This window comes from Leucobacter chironomi DSM 19883, assembly GCF_000421845.1.
GTDB classification, from domain to species: Bacteria; Actinomycetota; Actinomycetes; order Actinomycetales; family Microbacteriaceae; genus Leucobacter; species Leucobacter chironomi.
In genome coordinates, this window is record NZ_ATXU01000002.1 from 200,091 (window position 1) to 224,585 (window position 24,495).

Consider the following 24,495-nt stretch of genomic DNA (forward strand, 5'->3'; position numbering starts at 1 on the left):
TGTGCCGCCAGCGCCCTTCGTGCTGACCTCAGTCCCCAGGCTCCCCACCCCCAGTGGCAAGTCCCCGGAACCGCTCGAAGAACCTGGAGAGCGCTTCGATGACCCGCTTCTTCTTGTCGCCATGGTTGGACTCGCGGTTGAACCGCGACACGGGTGGCAGGATGCGGGTGATCTCGGTGCCCGCTGTGCGCAGCTGGCCGTCCCGGAACGCGGCATCCACGAACGACCGCGTCTGCTCCAGCTTGAGCTTGTGCGTTTCGATGAGCTCTTGAAGCTCGGCCTCTCGCTTCGCGGCGATGTACGCCTGCCACTGCTCATCGACCGCGCCCTGCAGCGACACCGACTCGACGAAGTCCTCGACGAGGTCGCGCTTGCTGCGCAGGGTCGGGCTCGCGTCGACGGCGCGGGTGATCTCGGCGCGGACTTCCTTGTCGTCTCCGTCGCCTTTCTCGGCGCGGAGCTTCTCGACGAGCATGAGGATGTAGTCGACGTTGATCTCGACCTGCTTGACGAGTTCGATCTCGAACACGACGTCGTCATTGATGACTTCTCTGCCGCCGTCGCGATCGCGCGTGTACTCGTCGCGTAGCCGCAGGTAGATGCTGGTGTAGTCCTGCCGCTGTCGCTCGGTGAGCGGATCGTTGCCGTCGAAGTCGTCGAACGATGTGAGGATGTTCTGCAGTCGCAGGATTGCGCCGAACAGCTGGATGAAGTCCTTCTGCGCCTGCTCCCCCACGATCTGCTGCCCGATCGGGAAGTGCGTGAGCAGTTCGGTGACCTTGTCGACGTACTCGCCGTAGTAGTCGCCGTACGGTTTCAGCAGGACGATGCCCCGGGCGTCCTTGTTGCCGAACAGCTCCAGCGCGGCGTTCGTCTCTTCCTCGAGGTCGCGGAAGGCGACGATGTTGCCGTAGGTCTTCACCGAGTTGAGGATGCGGTTCGTGCGCGAGTACGCCTGGATCAGGCCGTGCGCGCGCAGGTTCTTGTCGACGAACAGCGTGTTCAGCGTCGTCGCGTCGAAGCCGGTGAGGAACATGTTCACCACGATGACCAGGTCGATCTCGCGGTTCTTCATCCGCTGCGACAGGTCCTTGTAGTAGTTCTGGAACCGGTCCGCGCTCGTGTCGTAGCTGGTCCCGAACATGTCGTTGTAGTCCTGGATCGCGTCTTCCAGGAACGAGCGCGCGTCACGGTCGAGCGCATCGGTGTCAAACGCTTCATCATCGAGGATTCCGTCGGCTTCGGCCTCGTTCGCACCGTAGCTGAAGATCAGCCCGATCTTCAGCCGCTTGTCCGGTGGCAGCTGCTCCATCTGCAGCTGGAACTGGTTGTAGTAACGGCGTGCGGCGTCGATCGACGCGGTAGCGAACAGCGCGTTGAATCCGCGAACTAGTTTCCGCTCCTTGAGTGCCTCCGCCTGACGCCGGCCCCGCACCGAGTCGGCGACGTTCGTCACGACTCCGTGCTCGTAGCTGGATGAGCGCTTCGTCTTCTGATCGAAGTGCTCCAGTGTGTAGGCCACGACGTCCCGGATCCGACGCACGTCCAGGAGAGCCCGCTCACGGTCGATCGCTGACACCTGCGAGTCGTCGGGGTTCCCAACCTTGATGGTGTTGATGTAGTCGATCCGAAACGGCAGCACGTTCTTGTCCGTGATGGCGTCGACGATCGTGTACGTGTGCAACTTGTCGCCGAACGCCTGCTCGGTCGTGCGCAGCTGAGGGTTGCCACCGCTGCCGGCGTTCGCGGCGAAGATCGGCGTCCCAGTGAACCCGAACAGGTTGTACCGCTTGAACGCGCGTGTGATGTCGGTGTGCATGTCGCCGAACTGCGACCGGTGGCACTCATCAAAGATGATCACCGCGTGGCCCGAGAACACCTCGTGGCCCTTGTTCGCCTTGATGAACGTCGACAACTTCTGGATCGTCGTGATGATGATCCGCGCACCCCGGTCCTCAAGCTGCTTCTTCAATACCGCCGTGGACGTGTTCGAGTTCGCCGCACCCTTCTCGAACCGGTCGTACTCACGCATCGTCTGGTAGTCGAGGTCCTTGCGATCCACGACGAACAGCACCTTGTCCACACTCGGCATCTTCGATGCGAGCTGCGCGGCCTTGAACGAAGTGAGCGTCTTGCCTGAGCCGGTGGTGTGCCAGACGTATCCGCCAGCATCGAGTGTGCCGAGCGTCTTGTAGTTCGTCGAGATCTGGATCTTCTGCAGGATCCGCTCAGTCGCGACGATCTGGTACGGCCGCATCACCAGCAGGTCCCGATCCGCGGTGAGCACGCAGTACTTCGTCAGGATGTTCAACAGCGCGTGCTTCGCGAAGAACGTCTTCACGAACGCCGTCAGCTCGGTGATCGGCTTGTTGCTCGCGTCCGCCCACCAGCTGGTGAACTCGAACGAGTTACTCGTCTTCCTGCCCTTGCCAGCACCGCCAGACTTCTTCTGCTCGGCCAAGTGCCGGTTGCGAGTGCTGTTGGAGTAGTACTTCGTCAGCGTGCCGTTGCTGATCACGAACAGCTGCACGTACTCGAACAGGCCCGAGCCCGCCCAGAAGCTGTCGCGCTGGTACCGGTTGATCTGGTTGAAGGCCTCGCGGATGTCGACGCCGCGACGCTTCAGTTCGATGTGCACCATCGGCAGCCCGTTGACGAGCACGGTCACGTCGTAGCGATTGGCGTACTTCGCACCGCCATCGCCGGCAGAGCTCTCGCCGCGGGCGATCTCGTACTGATTGATGACCTGCAGCCGATTGTTGTGGATGTTCGTCTTGTCGATCAGCGCGATGTTCTTCGTCGTCCCGTCGTCGCGTCTGAGGATCTGAATGTGATCCTCCTGGACACGCACGGTCTTTTCGACGATGCCGTCGTTGGCACCTGCGATCTTCGTCGTGAAGAACTGCTCCCACTCGGCATCCGAGAAAGTGATTCTGTTGACCCTCTCGAGTTGCGCTCGGAGGTTCGCTACCAGCTCCGCCTCCGACGTGATCGGCAGATAGTCGTACGCCTGCCCCTCAAGGAGTCGGATCATCTCCTTCTCGAGCCCAGACTCCGACTGATACGCATCAGCCTGCGACGGATCGTGAACATACTCAGCGACAACCGTACTCTCCGACGAGACAGCGATCGGATCGTACGTGCGCGCTAGCGCATCGCTCATGCCGTCCGCTCCTTGAACGTCAGAAGCCGGTCACGATAATGCTCGTACTGCTTGCGACGGGCAGCGAGCTCGGCCGGGAGACCGATACTGAGGTCGTTGACGAGGGCGTCAAATTCATCGAGCGCCGCAGCGATTCTCCGCTGCTCCGTCAAGCTGGGAAGCGGCACCTTCCAGGCGAAGAAAGACTTGGAGGAGACCGCCGCCATTGACCCATCCGTACGGACACACTGCTCTCGGATACGTTCACTGTCCGCTCGGAGGACCTGGTACGCATAGCGAGCGTCCACGCCATCACCGACCACCAACGCGCGAATGTCTTGGTTGACCGTCGTATCGACATCAACAAAGCCGACAGGCAAAGTACGCCGCAGGATATTAGACCGCATCACCACCGGAATCGACGGGGCGGATACCACCTTCAGAGAGGTCTCCTGTATTGCTCGTGCAGTGACGCGCCCGCGAATCTCGTTCGTTGACTCATCACTCACATCCATGGAAGCAAGCCATGGGATATCCCCACCGTCCCAGTACGCCGCATTCTGCTTCGAGGGAGTCATGCCGCCAAGCCAGGAGCCGAGGTCGGCGAGACTCATGCGGGGCGCATCCACCTGGTCAAGCATCGCCTGCCGATAGTGGGTGTACTGGGCGCGCCGCGCTTCCAGCTCCGCTTCCAGCTCCGCTTCCAGCTCCGCTTCCAACTGGGTGAACTTATCCAATACTTGCACGATCTCGCGCTGGACCTCGAGAGGCGGCACCGGGATTCGGACAGTTGCCATCTGCTTTGCAGACACGTCGACAACCTTCGTGCCAGTCGCGAGTTTCCGCTTCTGTACGTAGAAGTCCGCCGAAGCAAACCAATACGCGAGGTACTTCGGCTCCTGATCGTGTTTGATCACCGTGGCGTGGCCACCGGTCACGATCGTCGCATCACCAAGCCAAGCCACTGCCTTGCCGACGTCGTCGATGTTCTCACTGGTGTTCGTAATGAGGATGTCGCCCGGGTCAGCCTTCGCGAGCTTTGCAGCTTTCTCTGGCGTTACATACGACAGTGTCTCAGTCGCCCACACCCCGTAGCGGGTGTAGATCTGACCGTAGTGAATGGCACCGACACCGTACTCGACGAGGTCAGTCTTCGGCATGCCGTTTCCACGCACCAATGTCGCGAACTCTCCGAGCGGCATTCGCTCCACCCCATCTGGGCAAAGTTCCTGGATCAGGTCATCAATGCGGCTCATGCGAAGAAGTCCTCGTCGATCTCTATGACCTTGTAGGTCTCTTTCACTTGCACGCCGACGCCGTACCGGATCATGAGGCTGGTGAGGCGCTTGCCGTCGATCAGGATGATGCGGGTCGGCACATTCTCGGCGTAGGTACGCGCGCCGTCGGAGAACCGGCTGGTCGTGATGAAGACGCCGCTGTCGGCCTTGCCGCTGAGTGCTCCAACGAACGCCTGGAGGTCGGGGCGTCCGACAGTGTTGCCGTCTTGGTAACGCTTGGCCTGGATGTAGACGCGGTTGAGGCCGAGGATGTCCTGGTCGATGACACCGTCTATGCCTCCGTCGTTGCTGAGCTGGGTGACGCTGCCGGCCCCGGTGGTGCCGCCGTAGCCCATTGACAGCAGGAGATCGACAACCGCCTGCTCGAAGAAGCCTGGTTCTTTGTCCTGCAGCCGAGTGAGCAGCTCGACCGCGATCTCGTCGTGGATTCGCTCGACGCCGCTCTGCACCTGCTCGGTAGGAGTCATCGACGACTCTTCAGTCGGAGCGGTCGTTGCAGACTCGCTCGTCTTGCGGGTCGTGGTCGCCACGTACTCGCGGATCGGCGAGCTGGGATCTGCTCCGAGCGCCTTGATGTCACGTTCCTTGGCACCATTCGGAAACAGCTCGATGAGCTGCTTGCCGGCATCAGTGATCTGGTAGTGACCACGCTTTGGACGTCTGAGCGCGCCGACGTTCGTCAAGAACGAGACACCCCAGCCGATGCGGTTCTCATACTTGAGCGCGCTCCCGGACGGAAGCATCTCCTTCCTCTGCTCATCGGTGAGCTGCGCCTGATCAGCTACGAGAGGCTGAAACTCGCGCCAGTGGCGGATGATGCCATCGCTCATCACCTTGAGCGTCGGGATCATGAAGCCTTCCCAGTTGGGCATGTCCGTCATGACCGCGCGCCCTCCAGATCCGCCACGATCTCGTCGATCGCCGTGCGGAGCTCAGCCTGGCGCGCCACGATGCGCGCGATCTCGGCGTTCAGCTCCGTGATGTCGACTTCCTCGCGAGTGTCCTCGGCCTCGACATACGACGACACCGCAATGTTGTAGTCGTTGGCGGCGATGTCCTCGTTGCTGACGACGGTGGTGAAGTAGTCTTCAGGCTCGCGCGCCGTGAACGCTCCGAGGATCCTCGCCTGGTGCCCCTCGAGCAGCTTGTTCTTGTTGCCGACGCGCTTGAACTCGGCCGACGCGTCAATGAACAGCACGTCGCTGGTCTTCTTCGACTTCTTCAGCACGAGGATGCAGGTCGCAATCGTCGTGCCGAAGAACAGGTCCGGCGGCAACTGGATCACGGCGTCGACGTAGTTGTTGTCGATGAGGTACTGGCGGATCTTCTTCTCCGCTCCCCCGCGGTACAGCACGCCGGGGAACTCAACGATCGCGGCCGTGCCGTTGACGGCCAGCCAGCTGAGCATGTGCATCGTGAAGGCCAAGTCAGCCTTCGACTTCGGCGCGAGGACACCGGCCGGGGAGAACCGCTCGTCGTTGATCAGGAGCGGGTTCGCATCGCCCTCCCACTTGATCGAGTAGGGCGGGTTGGACACGATCGCCTCGAACGGCTCATCATCCCAGTGCGCCGGATCGATCAGCGTGTCGCCGTGCGCGAGGTTGAAGTCCGCGTAGTTAACGTCGTGCAGGAACATGTTGATCCGCGCGAGATTGTACGTGGTCAGATTGATCTCCTGACCGTAGAAGCCCTGGCGGACGTTGTTCTTGCCGAGCACCTTGTCGAACTTCAGCAGCAGCGACCCGGAGCCCACCGCCGGGTCGTAGACCTTGTTGACCTGCTTCTTGCCGACCACCGTGATGCGCGCCAGCAGCTCCGAGACCTCCTGCGGCGTGTAGTACTCACCACCGGACTTGCCTGCGTTGGCCGCATACATCTGCATCAGGTACTCGTAGGCGTCACCGAACAGGTCGATCGAGTTGTCCTCCCACCGCCCCAGCGGCAGGTCGCCGATCGCGTCGAGCAGCTTCACCAGCTTCTGATTGCGCTTGGCGACCGTCGAGCCCAACTTGTTGCTGTTGACATCCAGATCATCGAACAGACCCTTGATGTCGTCCTCACTGTCTGTACCCAGCGCCGACGCCTCGATGTTCTTGAAGACCCGCTCGAGCGTCTCGTTGAGATTCTCGTCGCCCGCGGCACGATCGCGCACATTGGCGAACAAGTCGGACGGCAGGATATAGAACCCCTTCTCCGCGACAACCTCGTCGCGCGCGAACTCCGCGTCAGAATCCGCCGCCAGCCGGTAGTCGAACGACACCTCGCCCGCATCGTGCTCGTTCTTGTTGAGGTACGCCGTGAGGTTCTCGGAAATGAAGCGATAGAAGAGCATTCCCAGCACGTAGGACTTGAAGTCCCACCCATCGACGCTGCCGCGCAGGTCATTGGCGATGCGCCAGATCGTCTTGTGCAACTCTGCTCGCTGCGCCTCTTTGGTCGTCGGTGCCATGGGTCGTGCTCCTCCGCGCCACTGCGCAATCACGGTGTTGGGTTGTTTGCTATTACGATATCGGGTGCCACTGACACTCGGGCTTCCCGCATCATCACCGCGTCGCGTAGAACGCCACGGCGGCGGCTGCCGTCACGTTCAACGAGTCGACTCCGCCCATCATCGGGATCGTGACCCGGCGGTCGAGCAGTGCGTCCGTCTCCGCGGTGATGCCGTGGCCTTCGGTGCCGAACACGAGAGCGAGCTTCTCGTGATCTTCGGCCACCAGCTCGTCGAGGGTGATCGCGCCTTCCCCCAACGTCATGCCGGCCAGGACATAGCCAGCCGCCTTGAGCTCCGCAATGCCCTTTGTCCAATCGGGGATCCGTGTCCACGGCACTTGGAAGACCGTGCCCATCGAGACCCGTACCGAGCGCCGGTACAGCGGGTCAGCGCAGGTCGGAGACACCAGCACCGCATCGAGGCCCAAGGCGGCTGCATTACGGAAGGCGCTGCCGACGTTGGTATGGTCAACGAGCCCCTCCAGCACCGCGATCCGACTGCGTCTGCGAGGCTCGGCGGCGGGTTCCGGATCGGCTAGTTTGGGACCACACACGTTCGTGTGGTCGGTGAGGCCCTCCAGTACCGCGACACGGGAGCGGGGCTGCGCCGACGTTGCGGGTGCGCGCAGCAGCTCGGCCGGGTCGAGCAGCGTCGGCCGGTGCATCGAGGCGAGCGCGCCGCGGTGCATGTGGAAGCCGGTGAGCGCTTCGAGCTGCTGCGACTCCCCCACGAAGACGGGCACGTCCGGGTGGTCGGCGAGCAGCGGCTCCACCCGGGGCAGCCACTCTTCGAGCAGCAGCACCGAGCGCGGGCGGTGGCCGGCCCGCAGCGCCCGCTCGATCACCTTCGGCGACTCGGCGAGGTACAGGCCCTCCTCGGGTTCGAGCACCCGCCGCAGCGCGACGTCGGTCAGCCGGGTGTAGTCGGCGAGCTCGGGCGCCGCGAGGTCGTCGATGCGCATGATCCTCACGCTGCGGCCTCCTGCTCCCGAAGCTGCGTCTCGGCGAGGAAGCCCGACACGAAGGCCACGGCATCGTCGACCGCTTCGTAGTGCACGAGGTGGCCGGTGCCGGGGATGATCCGCAGCCTCGAGCCGGGGATGCGGCGGTGCAGCTCGAGCTGCTTCGAGAGCGGCGTGATGTCGTCGCGCTCCCCCGCGATGAGCAGGGTCGGCATGGTGAAGGCGCGCGCGAACTCGGGCACGGTGTGGGAGACCGAGGCTCGGAAGGCCTGCAGCAGGGTCGTCGGATCCGAGAAGGTGCTGAAGTAGGCGTCGTGCTGGCCGTGGATCCAGCCGCGCAGCTCGGGGTCGCCCGTCTTCGCCATGACCTTGCTCATCACGCGCACGATCACCGGGTTGCCGAGCAGGCGGCGCGCGGCGCGCGGCGGCAGTAGATCGGCGGCCCGATAGTAGCCGATGGCGAGCTGCGTGAGCGCCGCCTGCGGCCCTTCCAGCGCGGGTGCCGAGATCGGATTGACGAGGATCAGCCGGCTCGGCTGCAGGCCCCCGGCGATCGACGCGGCGACCACGAGCGATCCGAAGGAGTGGCCGAGCACGGCGAAGCCGTCGGGTGCGGCCGCCGCGGCGAAGGCGCGCAGCCACTCGCCGTACAGTTCGATGTCGTGCTCGCGCCCCGGGATCGCGGGCGTCTCCCCGAAGCCGGGCAGGTCGGGCACGATGGCGCGCACGCCGGGCAGCGCTTCCGCGAGGCCCTGTGCGACGCCCTGGAGGCCGTGGTGGTCGCCGCGGAAGCCGTGCACGAGCAGCAGCGGGGCCCCGTCGGGGTCGCCGTACTGCCAGGCGCGGGTGTCGATGCCGAGCGTGGGCACGCGCAGAAGGGTCGGGGAAACGGTCACGCACCGATGCTACCCGCGCCCCGCTGGCAGCGCCCTGCGGGCGCGGACGGCGGGTGTCGGCGGTGCTCGATAGCATCGTGGGGAACGAAAGGATCCCCGTGACCCAAGAACTCCCCCTCTGGGCGGCGAATCTCGCGGTGTTCGACACCGAGACGACTGGCATCGACACCGCCCATGCCCGCATCGTGAGCGCCACGATCGCCCTGCTCGGTCCGTCCGGGGAGGTGCAGGAGCGCTACGACTGGCTGCTCGACCCCGGCGTCGAGATTCCCGAGCCGGCGGTGCGCGTGCACGGGATCACCAACGAGATCGCCCGCGCGAGCGGCATCGCCGCGGCCGTCGGCGTGCAGCAGATCGTGACGCGGCTGCTCGAGATGATCGAGCGCGGCTTCCCCGTCGTCGCCTACAACGCGCCCTTCGATCTCAGCCTGCTGGCGTCGGAGGCGGTGCGTCACGGCGTGGCCTGGCCGAACGACCCCTCCCCCGTCGTCGACCCGCTGATCCTCGACAAGCAGTTCGATCGCTACCGCAAGGGCAAGCGCACGCTCGAAGCGGTCGCGGCGCACCACGGCGTCGAGATCGGCAACGCGCACGACGCCGGCGACGACGCGATCGCCGCGGGGCGGGTGCTGCAGCGCATCGCCCGCAAATACGCCGACGTGATCCCGGGCGAGCTCGACGAGCTGCACCGCGCCCAGATCGTGTGGGCGGCGACGCAGGCCGAGAGCTTCCAGGAGTACATGCGCCGGGTGCGCGATCCCTCGTTCGTCGCCGACGGACGCTGGCCGGTGCGCTGATGCGCGGGCACAAAAAATGGCGGAGGCAATGCCTCCGCCATTTCTGTGGGTTCGTGCCTTAGGCGCCGAAGCCCTTGAAGCGCTGGTTGAACTTCTCGACGCGGCCGGCCGAGTCCATGATGCGCTGCTTGCCCGTGTAGAACGGGTGCGAGGCGCTGGAGATCTCGACGTCGATGACGGGGTAGGTGGCGCCGTCGAGCTCGATGGTCTTCTCGCTGGTGAGCGTCGAACGCGTGAGGAACGTCTCTCCCGAGGCGAGGTCGCGGAAGACGATTGCGTTGTACTCGGGGTGGATTTCGGTCTTCATGAGTGTTCCTTATGTTGCCTTGGAGTGGGTGTGTAACAGCACACCCTGAGGTCTTGGGATTGGCGGATCGCTCCGCACCAAGGATCTAGTTTACCAGAACGCGCCAGAATGCGGGCCGCGCATCCGGGCGTGGCGCTTACGGCTTGGCGACGGCGGCATAGCGGCCGTTCGAGACGCTGAGCTCGAACGGCATGCCGAAGGTGGCCTCGAGGTTCGCCGCGGTGAGCGTTTCGGCGATGGGGCCGGCCGCCTGCGCCCGGCCGTCGCGCAACAGCAGCGCGTGGGTGAACCCGGGCGGCACCTCCTCGACGTGGTGGGTGACCATGATCATCGCGGGCGAGTGGGGCGACTGGGCGAAGCCGGAGAGCATCTGGAGCAGTCGCTCGCGCGCGCCGAGGTCGAGGCTCGCGCTCGGCTCGTCGAGCAGCAGCATCTCGGGGTCGGTCATGACGGCGCGGGCGATGAGCGCGCGCTTGCGCTCCCCGTCGCTCAGGGTGCCGTAGGCGCGGTCGACGTAGTCGGCGAGGTCCCACTCGGCGAGGATGCGCTCGGCCTGCCGCACGTCGACGTCGTCGTACTGCTCGTTCCAGCGGCCCTCGACGCCGTACGCGGCGGTGAGCACGATGTCGCGCACGGTCTCGGAGGCGGGGAGGCGGCGCCCCGTGGCCGAGGAGACGAAGCCGATGCGGTTGCGCAGTTCGAAGATGTCGACGCGTCCGAGTCGCTGGTCGAGCACCTCCACGGAGCCGGTGGTCGGGTAGTCGTTCGCGGTCGCGAGCTTCATGAGCGTGGTCTTGCCGGCGCCGTTCGGGCCGAGGATGACCCATCGCTCCGAGTCCTCGACCGCCCAGTCGATCCCGTCGAGGATCGGGCGGCGGTCGCGCACGTAGGTGACATCGGTGAATCGGAGCACGTTGACCATAGGCTCAAGCCTAGACTGGATCGCATGACCCTTTCACCGCTTGTTGTGCTCGATTGCGACTCCACCACCATTCAGGACGAGGTGATCGAGTTGCTGGCCGATGCGGCGGGCAGCCGTGAGCGGGTGGCCGAGGTCACGGAGCGCGCCATGCGGGGAGAGCTCGACTTCGCCGAGAGCCTCGCCGAGCGCGTCGCGACGCTGGAGGGCACTCCTGAGGCGGTGTTCGGAGAGGCCTACGGGCGGGTGCGCCTCTCCCCCGGCATCCGAGAGCTGATCGCGGCGGTGCACGAGCGCGGCGGCAAGGTCGGCGTTGTCTCAGGCGGCTTCCACGAGGTGCTCGACCCGATCGCCGAAGATCTCGGGCTCGACTTCTGGCGCGCGAACCGGCTCGAGGTCGCCGACGGTCGCCTGACGGGGCGCACGGTGGGGCCGGTGGTCGACGCGGCGGCGAAGGCGGCGGCGCTGCGTGAGTGGGCCGAGGCGAGCGGCATCCCGCTCACGGCGACCGTGGCGATCGGCGACGGCGCGAACGATCTGGAGATGATGGGCGTCGCGGCGATCGGTGTCGGCTACAACGCGAAGCCGGTGGTGCAGGATCGCGCCGACGTCTCGATCACCGACGACCTGGCGCGCGCGATCCCGCTGCTCGACCGCCTGGCCTGATCCGGGCGTCGCGGAACACGAAAGACGGAGGGCCTGCCGGTTCGATCGAACCGGCAGGCCCTCCGTCTGTGCTGTGCGAGGGCCGGTAGCTCAGTGGCCCATACCGAGGCCGCCGTCGACGGGGATGACGGCGCCCGAGATGTAGGCGGCGTCGTCGCCCGCGAGGAACGATGCGGCGCCCGCGATCTCGGCGACCTGGCCGAAGCGGTTCGCGGGGATGTTCGAGAGGTACTGCTGCTGCTGCTCCTCGGGCAGCGAGGCGGTCATGTCGGTCTCGACGAAGCCCGGCGCGATGACGTTGGCGGTGATGTTGCGGGCACCGAGCTCGCGGGTGAGCGAGCGGGCGAAGCCCACGAGGGCCGCCTTCGAGGAGGAGTAGTTGATCTGGCCGGGCGATCCGTACAGGCCGACGACGGAGGAGATGAGGATCACGCGGCCGAAGCGGCCCTTGAGGAGGCCCTTCGCCGCGCGCTTCACCACGCGGAAGGTGCCGGTGAGGTTCGTGTCGATGACGGAGGTGAACTCCTCCTCGGACATGCGCAGCAGCAGGGTGTCGCGCGTGATGCCCGCGTTCGCGACGACCACCTCGACCGGCCCGAGCTGCGCCTCGATCTCGGTGAAGGCCGCGTCGATGGAGGCCGCGTCGGTCATCTCGGCGCGCACCGTGAGCGAGCCCTCGGGCCCCTCGCCCGAGCGGGCGGTGACGGCGACGCGGTGGCCGTCGGCGATCATGCGTTCGGCGATCGCGTAGCCGATGCCGCGGTTGCCGCCGGTGACGAGTACGGTGCGCGAGGTGCTCATGGGGGTCCTTCCGTCAAAACTGGCCCCCAGCCTATTGCATGTGAGCGCAGTCCCAGCGGGACGGCGTAGGCTGGTGCGGTACTGAGGAAAGGGCGCATGGCGAAGAGCTACAGTGTGACATCGGCGGGGGTGAATCCGGCCGAGGATCGCGCGCACCGCATGCGCATGTACTTCGTCGCGATGAGCCTGCGCGTGGCGTGCGTGACCTCGCTGTTCTGGGTGCGCGGCTGGTGGGTGCTGCTCGCGGCCGCGGGTGCGGTGTTCCTGCCGTGGTTCGCGGTGATGGTGGGCAACGCGGTCGCTCATGACGGCGGGCAGGCCCCCGACGCGCCCGAGCCGTTGATGCTGGAGGGTGCGGCCCCGGAGGCGCCGATCGACGCCCCGGCCGAGACGCTGCTCGTCGTCGACGTCGAGCCGGAGCGCCGAGCGGCTGCTCCCGCTGATCCGAGTGCGGATCCTGGCCGCCCCGGCGCGGGCGACTCCCCCGGTGGCGCCGCGTGACCGCCGGAATGCCGGCCGGCCTGATGCTCGGAGGCGCCCCCGCGCATCGCTTCGAGTGCTCCCGTGCGGGCTGCCGAGACGAAGCGGTGTGGGCGATCCTGTGGCGCAACCCGAAGATCCACGCCGCCGACCGTCGCAAGACCTGGCTCGCCTGCGAGGCGCACGTCGAGACGCTGCGCGACTTTCTCGCGGCGCGCGATTTTCCTCTCGAGACGCGGGCGGTGGGTGAGCTCGATGACTGATGGCGCACCGGTGGGCTGGAGCTTCCTGCGCTCGAGCCGGTGGATCGGCTACTTCGCGATGCTCGCGATCTTCTCGATCGCGTGCGTGTTCCTCGGCAACTGGCAGTTCGACCGCCGCGCCGAGGCGCGCGCCGAGATCGACCGCATCGACGCGAACTACGACGCTCCGGCGACGCCGCTCGCAGAGGAGCTACCGAACCCCGCAGCCTTCGACGAAGACGCGCAGAAGTGGCGCACGGTCGAGGCGGTGGGCGAGTACGTGGGAGACCCCTACCTCGCTCGCAACCGTCCGGGGCGCGAGGGCGTCGGCTCGAACCTGATCCAGGCGCTCCGCACGGAAGACGGTCGCGTGTTCTTCGTGGATCGCGGCTGGGTGCCGATCGACGGCCACGAGGCTGAGACCGGCGGCATCGCGGCCGAGGAGCTGCCCGATCCGCCGAGCGGTGAGGTGCGGGTGGAGGCGCGTCTGCGCGCTTCGGAGCCGTCGATCCCGGGCCGCACCTCCGCGGGTCGCACAGTGGCGAGCATCGAACTCCCCGAGCTGGCGCGTCTGACGGACACCGAGGGCGAGGCCTACACGGGCGCCTACGGCATGCTCGTGACGGAGACGCCGGCCGGCGAGCACGGGGTGCTGCCGCAGAAGCCCGAGCGCGACGAGGGACCGCACCTCTCCTACGCCCTGCAGTGGTACGTGTTCATCGGCATCGCCTGCATCGGCGTGGCATACGCAGCGCGCCGCGAGTACCGCGGGCTGAACCCGGACAGCAGCGCGGTGCGGGAGCAGGATCGCCGCAGCGCCGAGCGCCGGCGGCGCCGCGGGCCGAGCGACGCCGAGGAGGAGGACGCCCTCATCGGCGGCTGACACTCCGCGAGTCGGGATATCCTGGAGTGTGGTTTCAGTGATTTCTTCCCGACGCTTCGCGGCCCTCCGCGCGATGGGCGCCGTCAAGATGGGCACCGTCGCGATGGGCGCCGTCGCTCTGGGCGCGGTCGCGCTGCTCACCGGCTGCGCCGCCCCCATCGACCCGAGCGCGGCGCGCGAGTCCCTCACGGAGGTGGCCGAGGATTCGACGCCTCCCGAGGCGGCTGATCTGTACGATGCCGAGCTGCACCCGGATCCGATCGTGGATCCGCGCGACTGCTCCCCGGTGCTCGTGATCACGGTGCGCGGCACGGGCGAGCCCTCGAAGGGACAGCTCCTCTCGCCGGTCGCCCGGGCGATCTCGAAGGCGAAGCCCCGACAGGTCGACGTGCTCGACCTCGACTACCCCGCCGACGGCGATGTGAACGAGGGCGGCACGCTGGGGGCGCGCATGCTCATCGACACCCTCAACGTGCAGGCCGAGGCCTGCCCCGAGCAGCGCTTCGTGCTGCTCGGCTACTCCCAGGGCGCGCTCGTGATCGGCGACGCGCTGTCGGCGCCGGAGGCCCGCCTCGTGGGCGGCACCGTGGGCGCCGTGTCGGAGCAGGCCGCGGAGCAGGTGCTCGCGATCGTCTTCTACGGCGATCCGCGCTTCGTCGGCGGGGAGGGCTTCAACGAGGGCAGCTTCGATTCCGCCGTCAGCGGGCTGCTCCCCCGCCCCCTCGGCAGCCTCGACGCGTTCGCCGACCGCCTGCGCGACTACTGCGTCGCGCGCGATTTCATCTGCCAGAGCGGCAGCCTCGATCTCGACGAGTCGGGCCACGTCGAGTACTTCGACAACGGCATGCAGCAGGATGGCGCGGCGTTCGCCGTCGACAGGCTCGACGCGCTCGACGGGCGCGATCGTTCGGCCGGTGAGGGCGGCGACGGCGGCGACGGTGTCGAGACGCCGGAAGCGGATCCCGCGCCGTGATTCGCGGATCCGGTTGCCCGCAGGCGCAGGGGCGTTGACCCCGGGCGCTCCGTTGCGCACCGGGCGTTTCGGCCGCTGGGGCGGCCGACCTAGTCTCGAAGCGTGCGCCCGCACCGTGGCGGGTGCCGTGAGGAGGCGACCGTGTCGAGGCAATCAGTACGACCACCTGTTCGTGAAGCACATGCCCGTCTGCGGACCCGACGACTTCAACAACGAGGGCGAGGCCGCCGAGCTCGAGCCGCCGAAGAACCTCGGTGAGCCGAACTGGCTCGTGCACGCGGGGCTCGTGCCCGACGCCAAGATCAACATGACCCACATCTGGATCCACGAGACCGAGGTGCCCGAACTGTGGGTCGTGCCGCACGTGCACGACTACGACGAGATCCTCATCTGGACGGGCGGCGATCCCGACAACCCGCACGACCTCGGGCCGAGATCTACATGGACATCGCGGGCGAGCGCCACACGATCACCACCTCGGGCTGTGTGTACATCCCCGCGGGCGTGGAGCACTGCCCGCTCGGCTTCACCCGGGTGGACCGCCCCTTCCGCTTCAGCGCGCTCTCGCTGGTCCCGCACTACGTGTCGGACCGCGAGGAGCGGGCGGTGGAGCGGGCCGGCGGGGCCGGCTGATCCGCCGCCCCGCCCGGGAACCGCGAGGCGCGCCGCTCAGGCGAGCTCGATGAGGTCGAGGTACTCCTTCGACCAGTGATCCTCAGTGGCCTCGGGCATGATGAGCACCCGCTCGGGGTTCAGAGCCTCGACGGCCCCCGGGTCGTGGGAGACGAGGATCACCGCGCCCGTGAAGTGCGCGAGCGCGTCCAGGATCTCCGCGCGGCTGGCGGGGTCGAGGTTGTTCGTGGGCTCGTCGAGCAGCAGCACGTTCGCGCTGGACACCACGAGCATGGCGAGCGCGAGACGGGTCTTCTCGCCACCGGAGAGCACCCCGGCGGGCTTAAGCACGTCGTCACCGGTGAAGAGGAAGGAACCCAGCACCCTGCGCGCCTCGGTCTCGGTGAGGTGCTGCGATACCGACACCATGTTCTGCAGCACGCTCGCGCGCACATCGAGCGTCTCGTGCTCCTGCGCGTAGTAGCCGACCCTGAGACCGTGACCGGCGATGATCTCGCCCGTGTCGGGCTCATCGACCTGCGCGAGAAGACGCAGCAGCGTAGTCTTGCCCGCACCGTTGAGGCCCAGCACCACCACCTTCGAGCCGCGGTCGACCGCGAGATCGACGCCCGCGAAGATCTCGAGCGAGCCGAACGACTTCGAGAGCCCCTGCGCCATGATCGGGGTCTTGCCGCAGGGCGCCGGATCCGGGAAGCGCAGCTTCGCCACGCGATCCACCTGGCGTTCGTCTTCGAGACCCGACAGCATCTTCTCGGCGCGCGCCACCATCTGGTGCGCGGCGGCCGCCTTCGACGCCTTCGCACCGAACTTCGCGGCCTGATCCTTGAGCGCCGACGCCTTCTTCTCGACGTTCGCGCGTTCCTTGCGGCGGCGCTCCTCATCAGCGGCGCGCTGTCGCAGGTACAGCTTCCAGTTCATGTTGTAGACGTCGATGACCTGGCGGTTCGCATCGAGGTAGAAGACCCTGTTGACGGTCTCCCCCACGAGGTCGATGTCGTGGGAGATGATGATGCAGCCGCCCTTGTAGTTCTTGAGGAACTCGCGCAGCCACACGATCGAGTCGGCGTCGAGGTGGTTGGTCGGCTCGTCGAGGATCATCGTGTCGGCGTCGCTGAACAGGATGCGCGCGAGCTCGATGCGGCGGCGCTGACCGCCGGAGAGCGTTTTCAGGGGCTGATCGAGCACCCTGTCGGGCAAGCCGAGGTTGTGCGAGATCGAGGCGGCCTCCGACTCGGCTGCGTAACCGCCGAGCGCATGGAAGCGGTCGGTGAGATTGCCGAAGCGCTTCATCGCCTTCTCAGCGACTACGGGGTCTTCGGAGGCCATGTCCTCGGTAGCCTGGGCGATGTTCTTCGTGAGCGTGCCGAGGCCGCGGGCGTCGAGGATGCGATGCCGCGCGATCTGCTCGGGGTCGCCGGTGCGCGGATCCTGCGGCAGGAAGCCGAGCTCGCCGGACACGGTGACCTTGCCCTCCGCGGGCTGCAGCTCACCGGAGAGGGTGCGGGTGAGCGTGGTCTTGCCCGCGCCGTTGCGCCCCACGAGGCCGATCTTGTCGCCCGGATTCACGCGGAAAGTGACGCCCTCCATGAGGCGTCGGGCGCCGACGTCGATCGCGAGGTCTTCGACGGTGATCATGCTGGGAGGCTCCTTGGACTGACCGGCGGGGCCGGCTGGCGGGTGGACAACCTCACTAGTCTACTCGGCGGGAGCAGCGGAAGGCTCAGACGGTGGTCAGGCGCAGCGCGGCGTCGTCGGCCCAGAGCACGGTCTCGGCCCGGCCGGCGAGGTGCGCTGCGGGCGGCAGCGGCTCCGATCCGCCGAGCACGGCCCGCACCGCCTCGGCCTTGCCCTCCCCCGCCGCGAGCAGCCAGGAGTGATCGGCGCGGTTCAGCGCCGGCAGCGACAGGGTGACCCGCTCGGCCGGCGGTTTCGGCGAGTCGCGCACCGGCAGCGCGGCCGCCTCGTCGGCGCCCTGCAGCAGTTCGGAGCGGCCCGGGAAGAGCGAGGCGACGTGGCCGTCCTCCCCCACACCGCTGAGCACCACGTCGACGCGAGGCACCCGCGCGACCACGTCGGCGTACGCGGCGGCGGCCTCGTCGAGGGTGGCCCCGGAGTCGGAGGCGGAGACGCGGTGCACGAGCGTCGTGTCGGTCTCCACGGCGGCGAACAGAGACTCATCGGCCAGCACATCGTTGCGGTCTGCGTGCCCGGCCGGCGCCCAGCGCTCATCGCCCCACAGGAAGCGCACCCGGCTCCAGTCGACGGTGTCGCGGTCGGGGTGGTCGCGCACGGCGAGCAGCACCTGGGCGCCGGACCGCCCGCCGGTGAGCACGATGCAGGGCACCGCGCCCGAGCGTTGCCGCTCGCGGCACACCGCGATGAGCCCGCTCGCGACCGCCTCGCCCAGCGCGGGCAGGTCGAGAACGCGCTCGACGCGCATCAGAGCTGCACCTCGCTGCGGTCGCCCGACCAGAGCGTGTGGAAGGTGCCCGCCCGGTCGACGCGGCGGTAGCTGTGCGCGCCGAAGAAGTCGCGCTGCCCCTGGATGAGGGCGGCGGGCAGCCGTTCGGCGCGCAGCCCGTCGTAGTAGGCCAGCGACGAGGAGAACGCGGGGGCGGGAATGCCTGCGGCGGTCGCGGCGATCACCACGCGCCGCCAGGCGGCCTGCCCGCGGCTCAGCGCCTCGGCGAAGTAGGGCGCCGACATGAGCAGCGGCAGCTCGGGCTGTTCGGCGTAGGCCTCGGCGATGCGCCCGAGGAACTGCGCGCGGATGATGCAGCCCGCCCGCCAGATGCGCGAGACCGCGCCGAGGTCGATGCGCCAGTCGTACTCGGCGGCGCCGGCGCGGATCTCGTCGAAGCCCTGGGAGTAGGCGACGATCTTCGAGGCGTAGAGCGCCTGGCGCACGTCCTCGATGAAGGCCGCCTCGTCGTCGGGGGCGAATGCCTCGTCGGGTCCCGGCAGCTGCGCTGCTGCGGCGCGCTGCTCGGGGTGCGAGGAGAGCGACCGGGCGAAGGTGGCCTCGGCGATCCCGGAGACGGGCACACCGAGCGACAGCGCCGTCTGCACGGTCCAGGCGCCGGTGCCCTTCGCGCCGGCCTGGTCGAGGATCACGTCGACGAGCGGCCGGCCGGTGTCGGCGTCCATCTGCCGCAGCACCTCGGCGGTGATCTCGATGAGATAAGACTCGAGTTCGCCGCGGTTCCACTCGGCGAAGACGTCGGCGATCTCGGCCGGGCTCTTCCCGGTGCCGCGGCGAATCAGGTCGTAGGCCTCGGCGATCAGCTGCATATCCGCATACTCGATGCCGTTGTGCACCATCTTCACGAAGTGGCCGGCGCCGTCGTGGCCGATGTGGGTGACGCAGGGCTCGCCGTCGGCGACGGCGGCGATGGAGGTGAGGATCGGGCCGAGCGTCGTCCAGGCCTCATCGGATCCGCCCGGCATGATGCTGGGCCCCAGGAGAGCCCCCTCCTCGCCGCCCGAGATGCCGGCGCCGACGAAGTTGATACCGGTCTCGCGCACGGCCCGCTCGCGGCGGATCGTGTCGGGGAAGAACGCGTTGCCGCCGTCGACGATGATGTCGCCCGGCTCGAACACCTCGACCAGCGCGTCGATCACGGCGTCGGTCGCGGCGCCGGCCTGGACCATGATGATGGCGGTGCGCGGCCGGGCGAGGCTCGCCGCGAACTGATCGAAGGTGCGCGCGGGCACGAAGCCGGCCTCGGGATGCTCGGCGACGAGGGCGTCGGTGCGCTCGGGGCTGCGGTTGAGCACCGCCACCGTGTTGCCCTCGCGACTCGCCAGGTTGCGGGCGAGGTTCGCCCCCATGACGGCGAGGCCGACGACCCCGATGTTCGCTGCTGCTTCGGTCACGGCTGCTGCTTCGGTCACGACTGTGGCTCCGTTCGATCGTTGGCTTCGAGCTGCTGCATCACACGGCCGTACATCTCGTCCTCGTCGAGGATTCGGAGTTCTTCGGCCAGGCACTCGCGCAGGGTGCGGCGCGGCAGCGAGATCTCGTGCAGGGGCTGGCCCGGCTGCCGCAGCACGGCCCGCGCAGGGGCGACCCGCTCCAGCACGGCGTCGCCGGAAGCCCGGCGCAGCGTGACCGAGCGCACCCCTTCCACCACCGGGGCCCCGCTGTGCAGGCGATACTCGGTGGGCACCTGCAGCATGAGTCCGAGCCAGGCGGCGAGCAGCCGGGTGGAGGGCGAGTCGACGCCGCCGACCACTTCGACCGCGGTGACGGGGTCGAAGGGCGGCTGGTCGAGGATCGCCGCGAGGTACTCGCGCCACCGGGTGAGGCGGGTCCACGCGAGGTCGGTGTCGCCCGCGGCGTATCCCGTGGTGCGGGCGGCGAACGCCTCGGCCGAGGAGTCGGCGCTGTCGGTGATGCGGCGCTGCGCGATGCGGCCGAGCGGGTGCGATCCGGGCCGTTCAGGGGCTTCGCCGGGCCACCACACCACCACGGGCGCGTCAGGCAGCAGCAGTCCGGTGACGAGGCTCTCGATGCCGCTGCAGACCTCGCCGTAGGCGCGCAGCACCACGACGTCGCTGGCTCCGGCATCGGCTCCGACGCGGATCTCGGCGTCGAGGCGGGGCGAGGCGGCGTCGGGGTCTGCGACGATCACGATGACGCGCATGGGGTGCTCGCTCGAGGCGTGGTTCGCCGCCTCCACCACGGTCTCGTCGATGGGCTCGGAGGTGGCGATGATGAGCGTCAGCACGCGGCCCAGTGCGGAGACCCCGCCCTCGAGTCGCATCGCCACGAGGCGGCGGGCGACGGCGCTCACAGTCGTGTTGGGGAGCTGCTCGATCACGGGCGCCTCCAACTCCGGCCGTCGCGGGCCAGCAGGTCGTTCGCCGAGTCGGGCCCCCAGGATCCGGGGGTGTACTGCTCCGGGGCGCGGCTCTGAGCCGCCCAGAACTCCTCGATGGGGTCGAGGATGCGCCACGACAGCTCCACTTCGGCCTGTCGCGGGAAGAGCGGCGCGTCGCCGAGCAGCACGTCGAGGATCAGGCGCTCGTAGGCCTCCGGGCTCGCCTCGGTGAAGGCGTGGCCGTAGCCGAAGTCCATGGTGACGTCGCGCACGCGCGTGCCGGTGCCCGGCACCTTCGCGTCGAAGCGCATCGTGATGCCCTCGTCGGGCTGGACGCGGATGACGAGCGCATTCGAGCCCTGGTCGTTGCCGTGCGCCTTCGCGAACAGCTCCCCCGCTTCGCGTCGGAACACCACGGCGATCTCGGTCACGCGCCGCCCCAGTCGCTTGCCGGTGCGCAGGTAGAACGGCACGTCCGACCAGCGGCGGGTGTTGACGAACAGCTTCATCGCCGCGTACGTCTCGGTGCGGGACGAGGGGTCCATGCCTTCCTCTTCGAGGAAGCCGCGCACCAGCTCTCCGCCCTGCCAGCCGCCGGCGTACTGGCCGCGCGCGGTCGCCGTGGCGAGGTCGGCTGGCAGCCTCACAGCCTCGAGCACCTTCTCCTTCTCGGCGCGCAGGTGGTCGGCGCTGAGCGAGATCGGCTCCTCCATCGCGGTGAGCGCGAGCAGCTGCAGCAGGTGGTTCTGGATCACGTCGCGGGCGGCGCCCACGCCGTCGTAGTAGCCGGCGCGGCCGCCCACGCCGATGTCTTCGGCCATCGTGATCTGCACGTGATCGACGTAGTTGCGGTTCCAGATCGGCTCGTACATCGAGTTCGCGAACCGCAGCGAGAGGATGTTCTGCACCGTCTCCTTGCCGAGGTAGTGGTCGATGCGGAAGATCGAGTCGGCGGGGAACGCCGATTCCAGGGTCTCGTTGAGTTCGCGCGCCGACTGCAGGTCCTGCCCGAAAGGCTTCTCGATGATCACGCGGCGCCAGCGCTGGTCGTCGACGGTGCGGTCGACGAGGCCGGAGCTGCTGAGGTGGTGGGCGACCTCGGGGAACGACTTCGGCGGGATCGACAGGTAGAACGCGTGGTTGCCCATGGTGCCGCGTTCGCGGTCGAGCGCGTCGACGGTCTCGCGCAGGCGCGTGTAGGCATCGGGGTCGTCGAAGCGTCCCTGCACGAAGCGGATCCCCTGGGCGAGCTGTCGCCAGGTCGCTTCGCGGAAGGGGGTGCGCGCGTACTTGCGCACGGCGTCGTGCACGATCTCGGCGAAGTCGCGGTCGGCCCAGTCGCGGCGGCTGAAACCGACGAGCGCGAAGCCGGGCGGCAGCAGGCCGCGGTTCGCCAGGTCGTAGACGGCCGGCATCAGCTTCTTGCGCGACAGGTCGCCGGTGACCCCGAAAATGACGAGCGCGCTCGGCCCGGCGATCCGACTGAGTCGGGGATCGCCGGGCGAGCGCAGAGGGTTGTGGGGCACGGTGTCAGGGGCCTAGATCGCGAACCCCAGCGCCCTCATCATGTCGCGGCCGTCATCGGTGATGCGCTCGGGCGTCCACGGCGGCATCCACACCCAGTTGATGCGGAAGGCCGCCACGAGCCCGTCGAGCGCTTCGGCGATGTCGTTCTCGATCACGTCGGTCAGCGGGCAGCCGGCGCTCGTGAGCGTCATGCTGATGACCAGCGCGTCGTGCTCCTCGTCGTAGGCCAGATCGTAGATCAGGCCGAGGTCGACGATGTTGACGCCGAGCTCGGGGTCCGACACGTTCTTGAGCGCCTCGGTGGCCTGCTCGCGGAACTCCGGGTCGATCGACTTCGGGGCCGTCGTGGTGTCCGTGGTTTCGTCGCTCATACGACCAGCCTACGCGCCTAGGCCGACGCGAGGAAGCGGTCGTAGCCCTCTTCCTCGAGACGCTCAGCGAGCTCCGGGCCGCCCTCTTCCGCGACCCGGCCGTTCACGAAGACGTGCACGAAGTCGGGCTTGATGTAGCGCAGGATGCGGGTGTAGTGGGTGATGAGCAGCACGCCGAGGCCGGTGTTCTCCTTGGCGCGGTTGACGCCCTCGGAAACGATCTTCAGCGCGTCGACGTCGAGGCCCGAGTCGGTCTCGTCGAGCACCGCGAACTTCGGCTTGAGCAGTTCGAGCTGCAGGATCTCGTTGCGCTTCTTCTCGCCGCCCGAGAAACCCTCGTTGACGTTGCGCGAGGCGAAGGACTCGTCCATGCGCAGGTTCTGCATCGCTTCCTTGACCTCGCCCATCCAGGTGCGGATCGCGGGCGCTTCGCCGTCGATCGCGGTCTTGGCGGTGCGCAGGAAGTTGGCGTTGGTGACGCCGGGGATCTCGACGGGGTACTGCATGGCGAGGAAGAGGCCCGCCTGCGCGCGCTCGTCGGGCTCGAACTCGGTGATGTCCTCGCCGTCGAGCAGCAGCTGGCCGCTCGTGATCTCGTAGCGCGGGTGACCGGCCACGGCGTAGGCGAGCGTCGACTTGCCGGAGCCGTTGGGTCCCATGATGGCGTGGGTCTCACCCTGCTTGATGGTGAGGTTGACGCCCTTCAGGATCTCCTTGGGGCCCTGCTCGGTTTCGACGCTGACATGCAGGTCCTTGATTTCAAGAACTGAGCTCATTGTTCAATCTCTTTCGTAACGTTGGGGTCGATGTACACGTCGCCGTCTTCGATCTCGACCACGTAGACGGGAACCGGCTCGTAGGCCGGAAGGTTCTGCGGGTAGCCGGTGCGCAGCGAGAACGCCGAACCGTGCGCCCAGCACTCGAGGGTGTCGTCCTCGACGAAACCCTCGGCGAGGCTGATCTGACCGTGGGTGCAGGTGTCGCCGATGGCGTGCACCTCGCCCTGGCCGTCGAGCACGAGAGCGATCGGCACGTCGTCGACGACCACGCGGGTCGCCTGATCCTGCACCAGCTCGCTCAGCGCGGCTACCTTGTGGCGCGCCATTATGCGAGCACGCTCTGCTGCAGCTCTGCCTCGATCGCCTCCTGCAGCCGCGACTCGACCTGCTCGTTGCCGATGCGCTGGATGACCTCGAAGAGGAAGCCGCGCACCACGAGCTTGCGGGCGTCGTCCTCGGAGATGCCGCGGCTCTGCAGGTAGAAGATGTGCTCCTCGTCGAAGCGGCCGGTGGTGGAGGCGTGGCCCGCACCCTCGATGTCGCCGGTCTCGATCTCGAGGTTCGGGATCGAGTCGGCGCGCGTGCCCTCGGTGAGGGTGAGGTTGCGGTTCTCCTCGTAGCTGTCGGTGCCCTCGGCGATGCGGCGGATCAGGACGTCGCCGATCCACACCGCGTGCGCGCCCTCGCCCTGCAGTGCGCCCTTGTAGGCGACGCGGCTGCGGGTGCGGGGGGCGTTGTGGTCGATGTAGACCTGGTGCTCGAGGTGCTGGCCGGCGTCGGCGAAGTAGGCGCCGTAGCTCTCGCCGTTGGCGCCCTGCCCGTCGAGGTGGATCGAGGGGTTGAGGCGCACGACGCCGCCGCCGAGGGAGACGACGATGTGCTGGAGGTTGCCGTCGCGGCCCACGGTCGCGTTGTGGCTGGCGAGGTGGATCGCGTCGTCGGCCCACTCCTGGATGGAGACGACCGTGAGGTTCGCGCCGTCGCCGACCACGATCTCGACGTTCTCGGTGAGGTTCGCGTCGCCCGAGTTCTCGAGGATCACGAGCGCGTTCGCGTTGGGGGCCGCCTCGATGATCGTGTGCGCCGCGGTCGGGTTCTGGGTGAGCGCGGTGCGGTCGACGGTCACGGTCTGGCGCTCTTCGCTGGTGACGAGGATGCGCAGGGCGGTGCCCGCCTGGCCCCAGGCGTTCGCCGCGGCCTGATCCTCGGGGATGCCGGCGCGACCCACGAGCTCCGAGTCCATCGGAATGCGGGTGACCTCGACGCCGGGGGCGTCGGAGACGACCGGGGCGGAGGTGCCGGCTTCGAGCGGGCCGCCGATGAGTGCCTTCACCGAGGCGATCGGGGTGAACTTCCAGTTCACCTCACGGCCGGTGACCTCGGGGAAGTCGGCCAGCTGCGTCGACTTGAAGCGCTCCGAGCGGGTCTGCACCGGTGCGCGGTTCTCCCAGTCGCCGTCGCTGTGGGCCTTGAATCCGTGCTGTTCTGTCTGCAGGGTGGACATCT

25 protein-coding genes are annotated in these 24,495 nt (G+C 67.7%); 7 read left to right on the forward strand and 18 right to left on the reverse strand.

All coding sequences use genetic code 11. The features are described from left to right. Window positions 1-28: 28 nt before the first annotated feature. The 6 genes from H629_RS0102805 to H629_RS0102830 all read right to left on the reverse strand — a co-directional run bounded on the left by H629_RS0102805 (window position 29) and on the right by H629_RS0102830 (window position 8,788). Entirely contained in the window at window positions 29-3,163 is a 3,135-nt protein-coding gene (locus H629_RS0102805) for a type I restriction endonuclease subunit R (RefSeq protein ID WP_024355839.1), read from the reverse strand. Beyond that, window positions 3,160-4,398 (reverse strand): restriction endonuclease subunit S, encoded by a 1,239-nt coding sequence (locus H629_RS0102810; protein ID WP_024355840.1) that lies wholly within the window; start codon window positions 4,396-4,398, stop codon window positions 3,160-3,162. The genes H629_RS0102805 and H629_RS0102810 overlap by 4 nt, the downstream gene beginning before the upstream one ends. Beyond that, entirely contained in the window at window positions 4,395-5,321 is a 927-nt protein-coding gene (locus H629_RS0102815; RefSeq protein WP_024355841.1) for a restriction endonuclease, read from the reverse strand. The genes H629_RS0102810 and H629_RS0102815 overlap by 4 nt, the downstream gene beginning before the upstream one ends. Continuing rightward, window positions 5,318-6,889, reverse strand: coding sequence for a type I restriction-modification system subunit M (locus tag H629_RS0102820; RefSeq protein ID WP_024355842.1), 1,572 nt, complete (start codon window positions 6,887-6,889; stop codon window positions 5,318-5,320). The genes H629_RS0102815 and H629_RS0102820 overlap by 4 nt, the downstream gene beginning before the upstream one ends. A 94-nt stretch (window positions 6,890-6,983) precedes the next feature. After that, window positions 6,984-7,901, reverse strand: a complete 918-nt coding sequence (locus H629_RS0102825; protein ID WP_024355843.1) for a TrmH family RNA methyltransferase — start codon at window positions 7,899-7,901, stop codon at window positions 6,984-6,986. Then, entirely contained in the window at window positions 7,898-8,788 is an 891-nt protein-coding gene (locus H629_RS0102830) for an alpha/beta fold hydrolase (protein ID WP_024355844.1), read from the reverse strand. Before H629_RS0102830 ends, H629_RS0102825 begins: the two co-directional genes overlap by 4 nt. A 98-nt stretch (window positions 8,789-8,886) precedes the next feature. Here H629_RS0102830 and H629_RS0102835 point away from each other — a divergent pair, with 98 nt between their 5' ends. Continuing rightward, window positions 8,887-9,585 (forward strand): exonuclease domain-containing protein, encoded by a 699-nt coding sequence (locus H629_RS0102835; RefSeq protein WP_024355845.1) that lies wholly within the window; start codon window positions 8,887-8,889, stop codon window positions 9,583-9,585. A 58-nt stretch (window positions 9,586-9,643) separates the two neighbouring features. Here H629_RS0102835 and H629_RS0102840 read toward each other — a convergent pair whose 3' ends face one another. Then, a complete protein-coding gene (locus H629_RS0102840) occupies window positions 9,644-9,892 on the reverse strand; it encodes a type B 50S ribosomal protein L31 (RefSeq protein WP_024355846.1) in 249 nt (82 codons plus the stop codon). Window positions 9,893-10,028: 136 nt separating this feature from the next. Further along, complete coding sequence (locus H629_RS0102845; protein WP_024355847.1) at window positions 10,029-10,814, reverse strand: ABC transporter ATP-binding protein; 786 nt, start codon at window positions 10,812-10,814, stop codon at window positions 10,029-10,031. A gap of 24 nt (window positions 10,815-10,838) precedes the next feature. On the opposite strand from H629_RS0102845, the gene serB reads away from it, so the two are divergent. Continuing rightward, window positions 10,839-11,477, forward strand: coding sequence for a phosphoserine phosphatase SerB (gene serB, locus H629_RS0102850; RefSeq protein ID WP_024355848.1), 639 nt, complete (start codon window positions 10,839-10,841; stop codon window positions 11,475-11,477). A gap of 90 nt (window positions 11,478-11,567) precedes the next feature. Here serB and fabG read toward each other — a convergent pair whose 3' ends face one another. Beyond that, window positions 11,568-12,278, reverse strand: coding sequence for a 3-oxoacyl-ACP reductase FabG (gene fabG, locus H629_RS0102855; RefSeq protein ID WP_024355849.1), 711 nt, complete (start codon window positions 12,276-12,278; stop codon window positions 11,568-11,570). Between the two features lie 96 nt (window positions 12,279-12,374). Here fabG and H629_RS14400 point away from each other — a divergent pair, with 96 nt between their 5' ends. The 5 genes from H629_RS14400 to H629_RS15615 all read left to right on the forward strand — a co-directional run bounded on the left by H629_RS14400 (window position 12,375) and on the right by H629_RS15615 (window position 15,489). Beyond that, window positions 12,375-12,779: a DUF3099 domain-containing protein gene (locus tag H629_RS14400; protein ID WP_024355850.1), complete on the forward strand. Its 405-nt coding sequence runs from the start codon at window positions 12,375-12,377 to the stop codon at window positions 12,777-12,779. An 8-nt stretch (window positions 12,780-12,787) separates the two neighbouring features. Beyond that, window positions 12,788-13,021, forward strand: coding sequence for a hypothetical protein (locus H629_RS0102865; protein WP_420835244.1), 234 nt, complete (start codon window positions 12,788-12,790; stop codon window positions 13,019-13,021). Continuing rightward, window positions 13,014-13,883 carry an SURF1 family cytochrome oxidase biogenesis protein gene (locus tag H629_RS0102870; RefSeq protein WP_029746510.1) on the forward strand — a complete coding sequence of 290 codons (870 nt, stop codon included), beginning with the start codon at window positions 13,014-13,016 and terminating at the stop codon, window positions 13,881-13,883. The genes H629_RS0102865 and H629_RS0102870 overlap by 8 nt, the downstream gene beginning before the upstream one ends. Window positions 13,884-13,920: 37 nt before the next feature. Further along, window positions 13,921-14,856, forward strand: a complete 936-nt coding sequence (locus H629_RS14405; RefSeq protein WP_240471004.1) for a cutinase family protein — start codon at window positions 13,921-13,923, stop codon at window positions 14,854-14,856. 441 nt (window positions 14,857-15,297) lie between these two features. Beyond that, window positions 15,298-15,489: a Maf family protein gene (locus tag H629_RS15615; RefSeq protein ID WP_240471006.1), complete on the forward strand. Its 192-nt coding sequence runs from the start codon at window positions 15,298-15,300 to the stop codon at window positions 15,487-15,489. A gap of 36 nt (window positions 15,490-15,525) precedes the next feature. Here H629_RS15615 and H629_RS0102885 read toward each other — a convergent pair whose 3' ends face one another. The 9 genes from H629_RS0102885 to sufD all read right to left on the reverse strand — a co-directional run bounded on the left by H629_RS0102885 (window position 15,526) and on the right by sufD (window position 24,493). Beyond that, window positions 15,526-17,124, reverse strand: a complete 1,599-nt coding sequence (locus tag H629_RS0102885) for an ABC-F family ATP-binding cassette domain-containing protein (protein ID WP_024355854.1) — start codon at window positions 17,122-17,124, stop codon at window positions 15,526-15,528. A gap of 85 nt (window positions 17,125-17,209) precedes the next feature. Further along, on the reverse strand, window positions 17,210-17,929 hold the full coding sequence (pgl, locus tag H629_RS0102890; RefSeq protein ID WP_024355855.1) for a 6-phosphogluconolactonase: 720 nt from the start codon (window positions 17,927-17,929) through the stop codon (window positions 17,210-17,212). Beyond that, the gene (gndA, locus tag H629_RS0102895) at window positions 17,929-19,365 is read right to left on the reverse strand and encodes an NADP-dependent phosphogluconate dehydrogenase (RefSeq protein WP_024355856.1); all 1,437 of its coding nucleotides are present in this window, start codon (window positions 19,363-19,365) and stop codon (window positions 17,929-17,931) included. Before gndA ends, pgl begins: the two co-directional genes overlap by 1 nt. 14 nt (window positions 19,366-19,379) lie before the next feature. Continuing rightward, the gene (locus H629_RS0102900; protein WP_024355857.1) at window positions 19,380-20,312 is read right to left on the reverse strand and encodes a glucose-6-phosphate dehydrogenase assembly protein OpcA; all 933 of its coding nucleotides are present in this window, start codon (window positions 20,310-20,312) and stop codon (window positions 19,380-19,382) included. Beyond that, the gene (zwf, locus tag H629_RS0102905; protein ID WP_024355858.1) at window positions 20,309-21,838 is read right to left on the reverse strand and encodes a glucose-6-phosphate dehydrogenase; all 1,530 of its coding nucleotides are present in this window, start codon (window positions 21,836-21,838) and stop codon (window positions 20,309-20,311) included. Before zwf ends, H629_RS0102900 begins: the two co-directional genes overlap by 4 nt. 12 nt (window positions 21,839-21,850) lie before the next feature. Further along, the gene (locus H629_RS0102910; RefSeq protein ID WP_024355859.1) at window positions 21,851-22,210 is read right to left on the reverse strand and encodes a metal-sulfur cluster assembly factor; all 360 of its coding nucleotides are present in this window, start codon (window positions 22,208-22,210) and stop codon (window positions 21,851-21,853) included. A 17-nt stretch (window positions 22,211-22,227) separates the two neighbouring features. Then, a complete protein-coding gene (gene sufC, locus H629_RS0102915) occupies window positions 22,228-22,986 on the reverse strand; it encodes a Fe-S cluster assembly ATPase SufC (RefSeq protein WP_024355860.1) in 759 nt (252 codons plus the stop codon). Continuing rightward, a complete protein-coding gene (locus H629_RS0102920) occupies window positions 22,983-23,315 on the reverse strand; it encodes a non-heme iron oxygenase ferredoxin subunit (protein WP_024355861.1) in 333 nt (110 codons plus the stop codon). Before H629_RS0102920 ends, sufC begins: the two co-directional genes overlap by 4 nt. Beyond that, complete coding sequence (gene sufD / locus H629_RS0102925; RefSeq protein WP_024355862.1) at window positions 23,315-24,493, reverse strand: Fe-S cluster assembly protein SufD; 1,179 nt, start codon at window positions 24,491-24,493, stop codon at window positions 23,315-23,317. The genes H629_RS0102920 and sufD overlap by 1 nt, the downstream gene beginning before the upstream one ends. Between the last annotated feature and the right edge of the window lie 2 nt (window positions 24,494-24,495).

Bases quoted from the DNA above. Each gene is read 5' to 3' on its own strand.
- fabG (WP_024355849.1), bottom strand. From the start codon at position 12,278: ATGAGCACCTCGCGCACCGTACTCGTCACCGGCGGCAACCGCGGCATC.
- H629_RS0102815 (WP_024355841.1), bottom strand. From the start codon at position 5,321: ATGACGGACATGCCCAACTGGGAAGGCTTCATGATCCCGACGCTCAAG.
- H629_RS0102920 (WP_024355861.1), bottom strand. From the start codon at position 23,315: ATGGCGCGCCACAAGGTAGCCGCGCTGAGCGAGCTGGTGCAGGATCAG.
- H629_RS0102865 (WP_420835244.1), top strand. From the start codon at position 12,788: ATGCCGGCCGGCCTGATGCTCGGAGGCGCCCCCGCGCATCGCTTCGAG.
- sufD (WP_024355862.1), bottom strand. From the start codon at position 24,493: ATGTCCACCCTGCAGACAGAACAGCACGGATTCAAGGCCCACAGCGAC.
- H629_RS14400 (WP_024355850.1), top strand. From the start codon at position 12,375: ATGGCGAAGAGCTACAGTGTGACATCGGCGGGGGTGAATCCGGCCGAG.
- H629_RS0102845 (WP_024355847.1), bottom strand. From the start codon at position 10,814: ATGGTCAACGTGCTCCGATTCACCGATGTCACCTACGTGCGCGACCGC.
- H629_RS0102820 (WP_024355842.1), bottom strand. From the start codon at position 6,889: ATGGCACCGACGACCAAAGAGGCGCAGCGAGCAGAGTTGCACAAGACG.
- H629_RS0102840 (WP_024355846.1), bottom strand. From the start codon at position 9,892: ATGAAGACCGAAATCCACCCCGAGTACAACGCAATCGTCTTCCGCGAC.
- H629_RS15615 (WP_240471006.1), top strand. From the start codon at position 15,298: ATGGACATCGCGGGCGAGCGCCACACGATCACCACCTCGGGCTGTGTG.
- pgl (WP_024355855.1), bottom strand. From the start codon at position 17,929: ATGCGCGTCGAGCGCGTTCTCGACCTGCCCGCGCTGGGCGAGGCGGTC.
- serB (WP_024355848.1), top strand. From the start codon at position 10,839: ATGACCCTTTCACCGCTTGTTGTGCTCGATTGCGACTCCACCACCATT.
- sufC (WP_024355860.1), bottom strand. From the start codon at position 22,986: ATGAGCTCAGTTCTTGAAATCAAGGACCTGCATGTCAGCGTCGAAACC.
- H629_RS0102910 (WP_024355859.1), bottom strand. From the start codon at position 22,210: ATGAGCGACGAAACCACGGACACCACGACGGCCCCGAAGTCGATCGAC.
- H629_RS0102870 (WP_029746510.1), top strand. From the start codon at position 13,014: ATGACTGATGGCGCACCGGTGGGCTGGAGCTTCCTGCGCTCGAGCCGG.
- H629_RS0102805 (WP_024355839.1), bottom strand. From the start codon at position 3,163: ATGAGCGATGCGCTAGCGCGCACGTACGATCCGATCGCTGTCTCGTCG.
- H629_RS0102810 (WP_024355840.1), bottom strand. From the start codon at position 4,398: ATGAGCCGCATTGATGACCTGATCCAGGAACTTTGCCCAGATGGGGTG.
- H629_RS0102885 (WP_024355854.1), bottom strand. From the start codon at position 17,124: ATGATCACCGTCGAAGACCTCGCGATCGACGTCGGCGCCCGACGCCTC.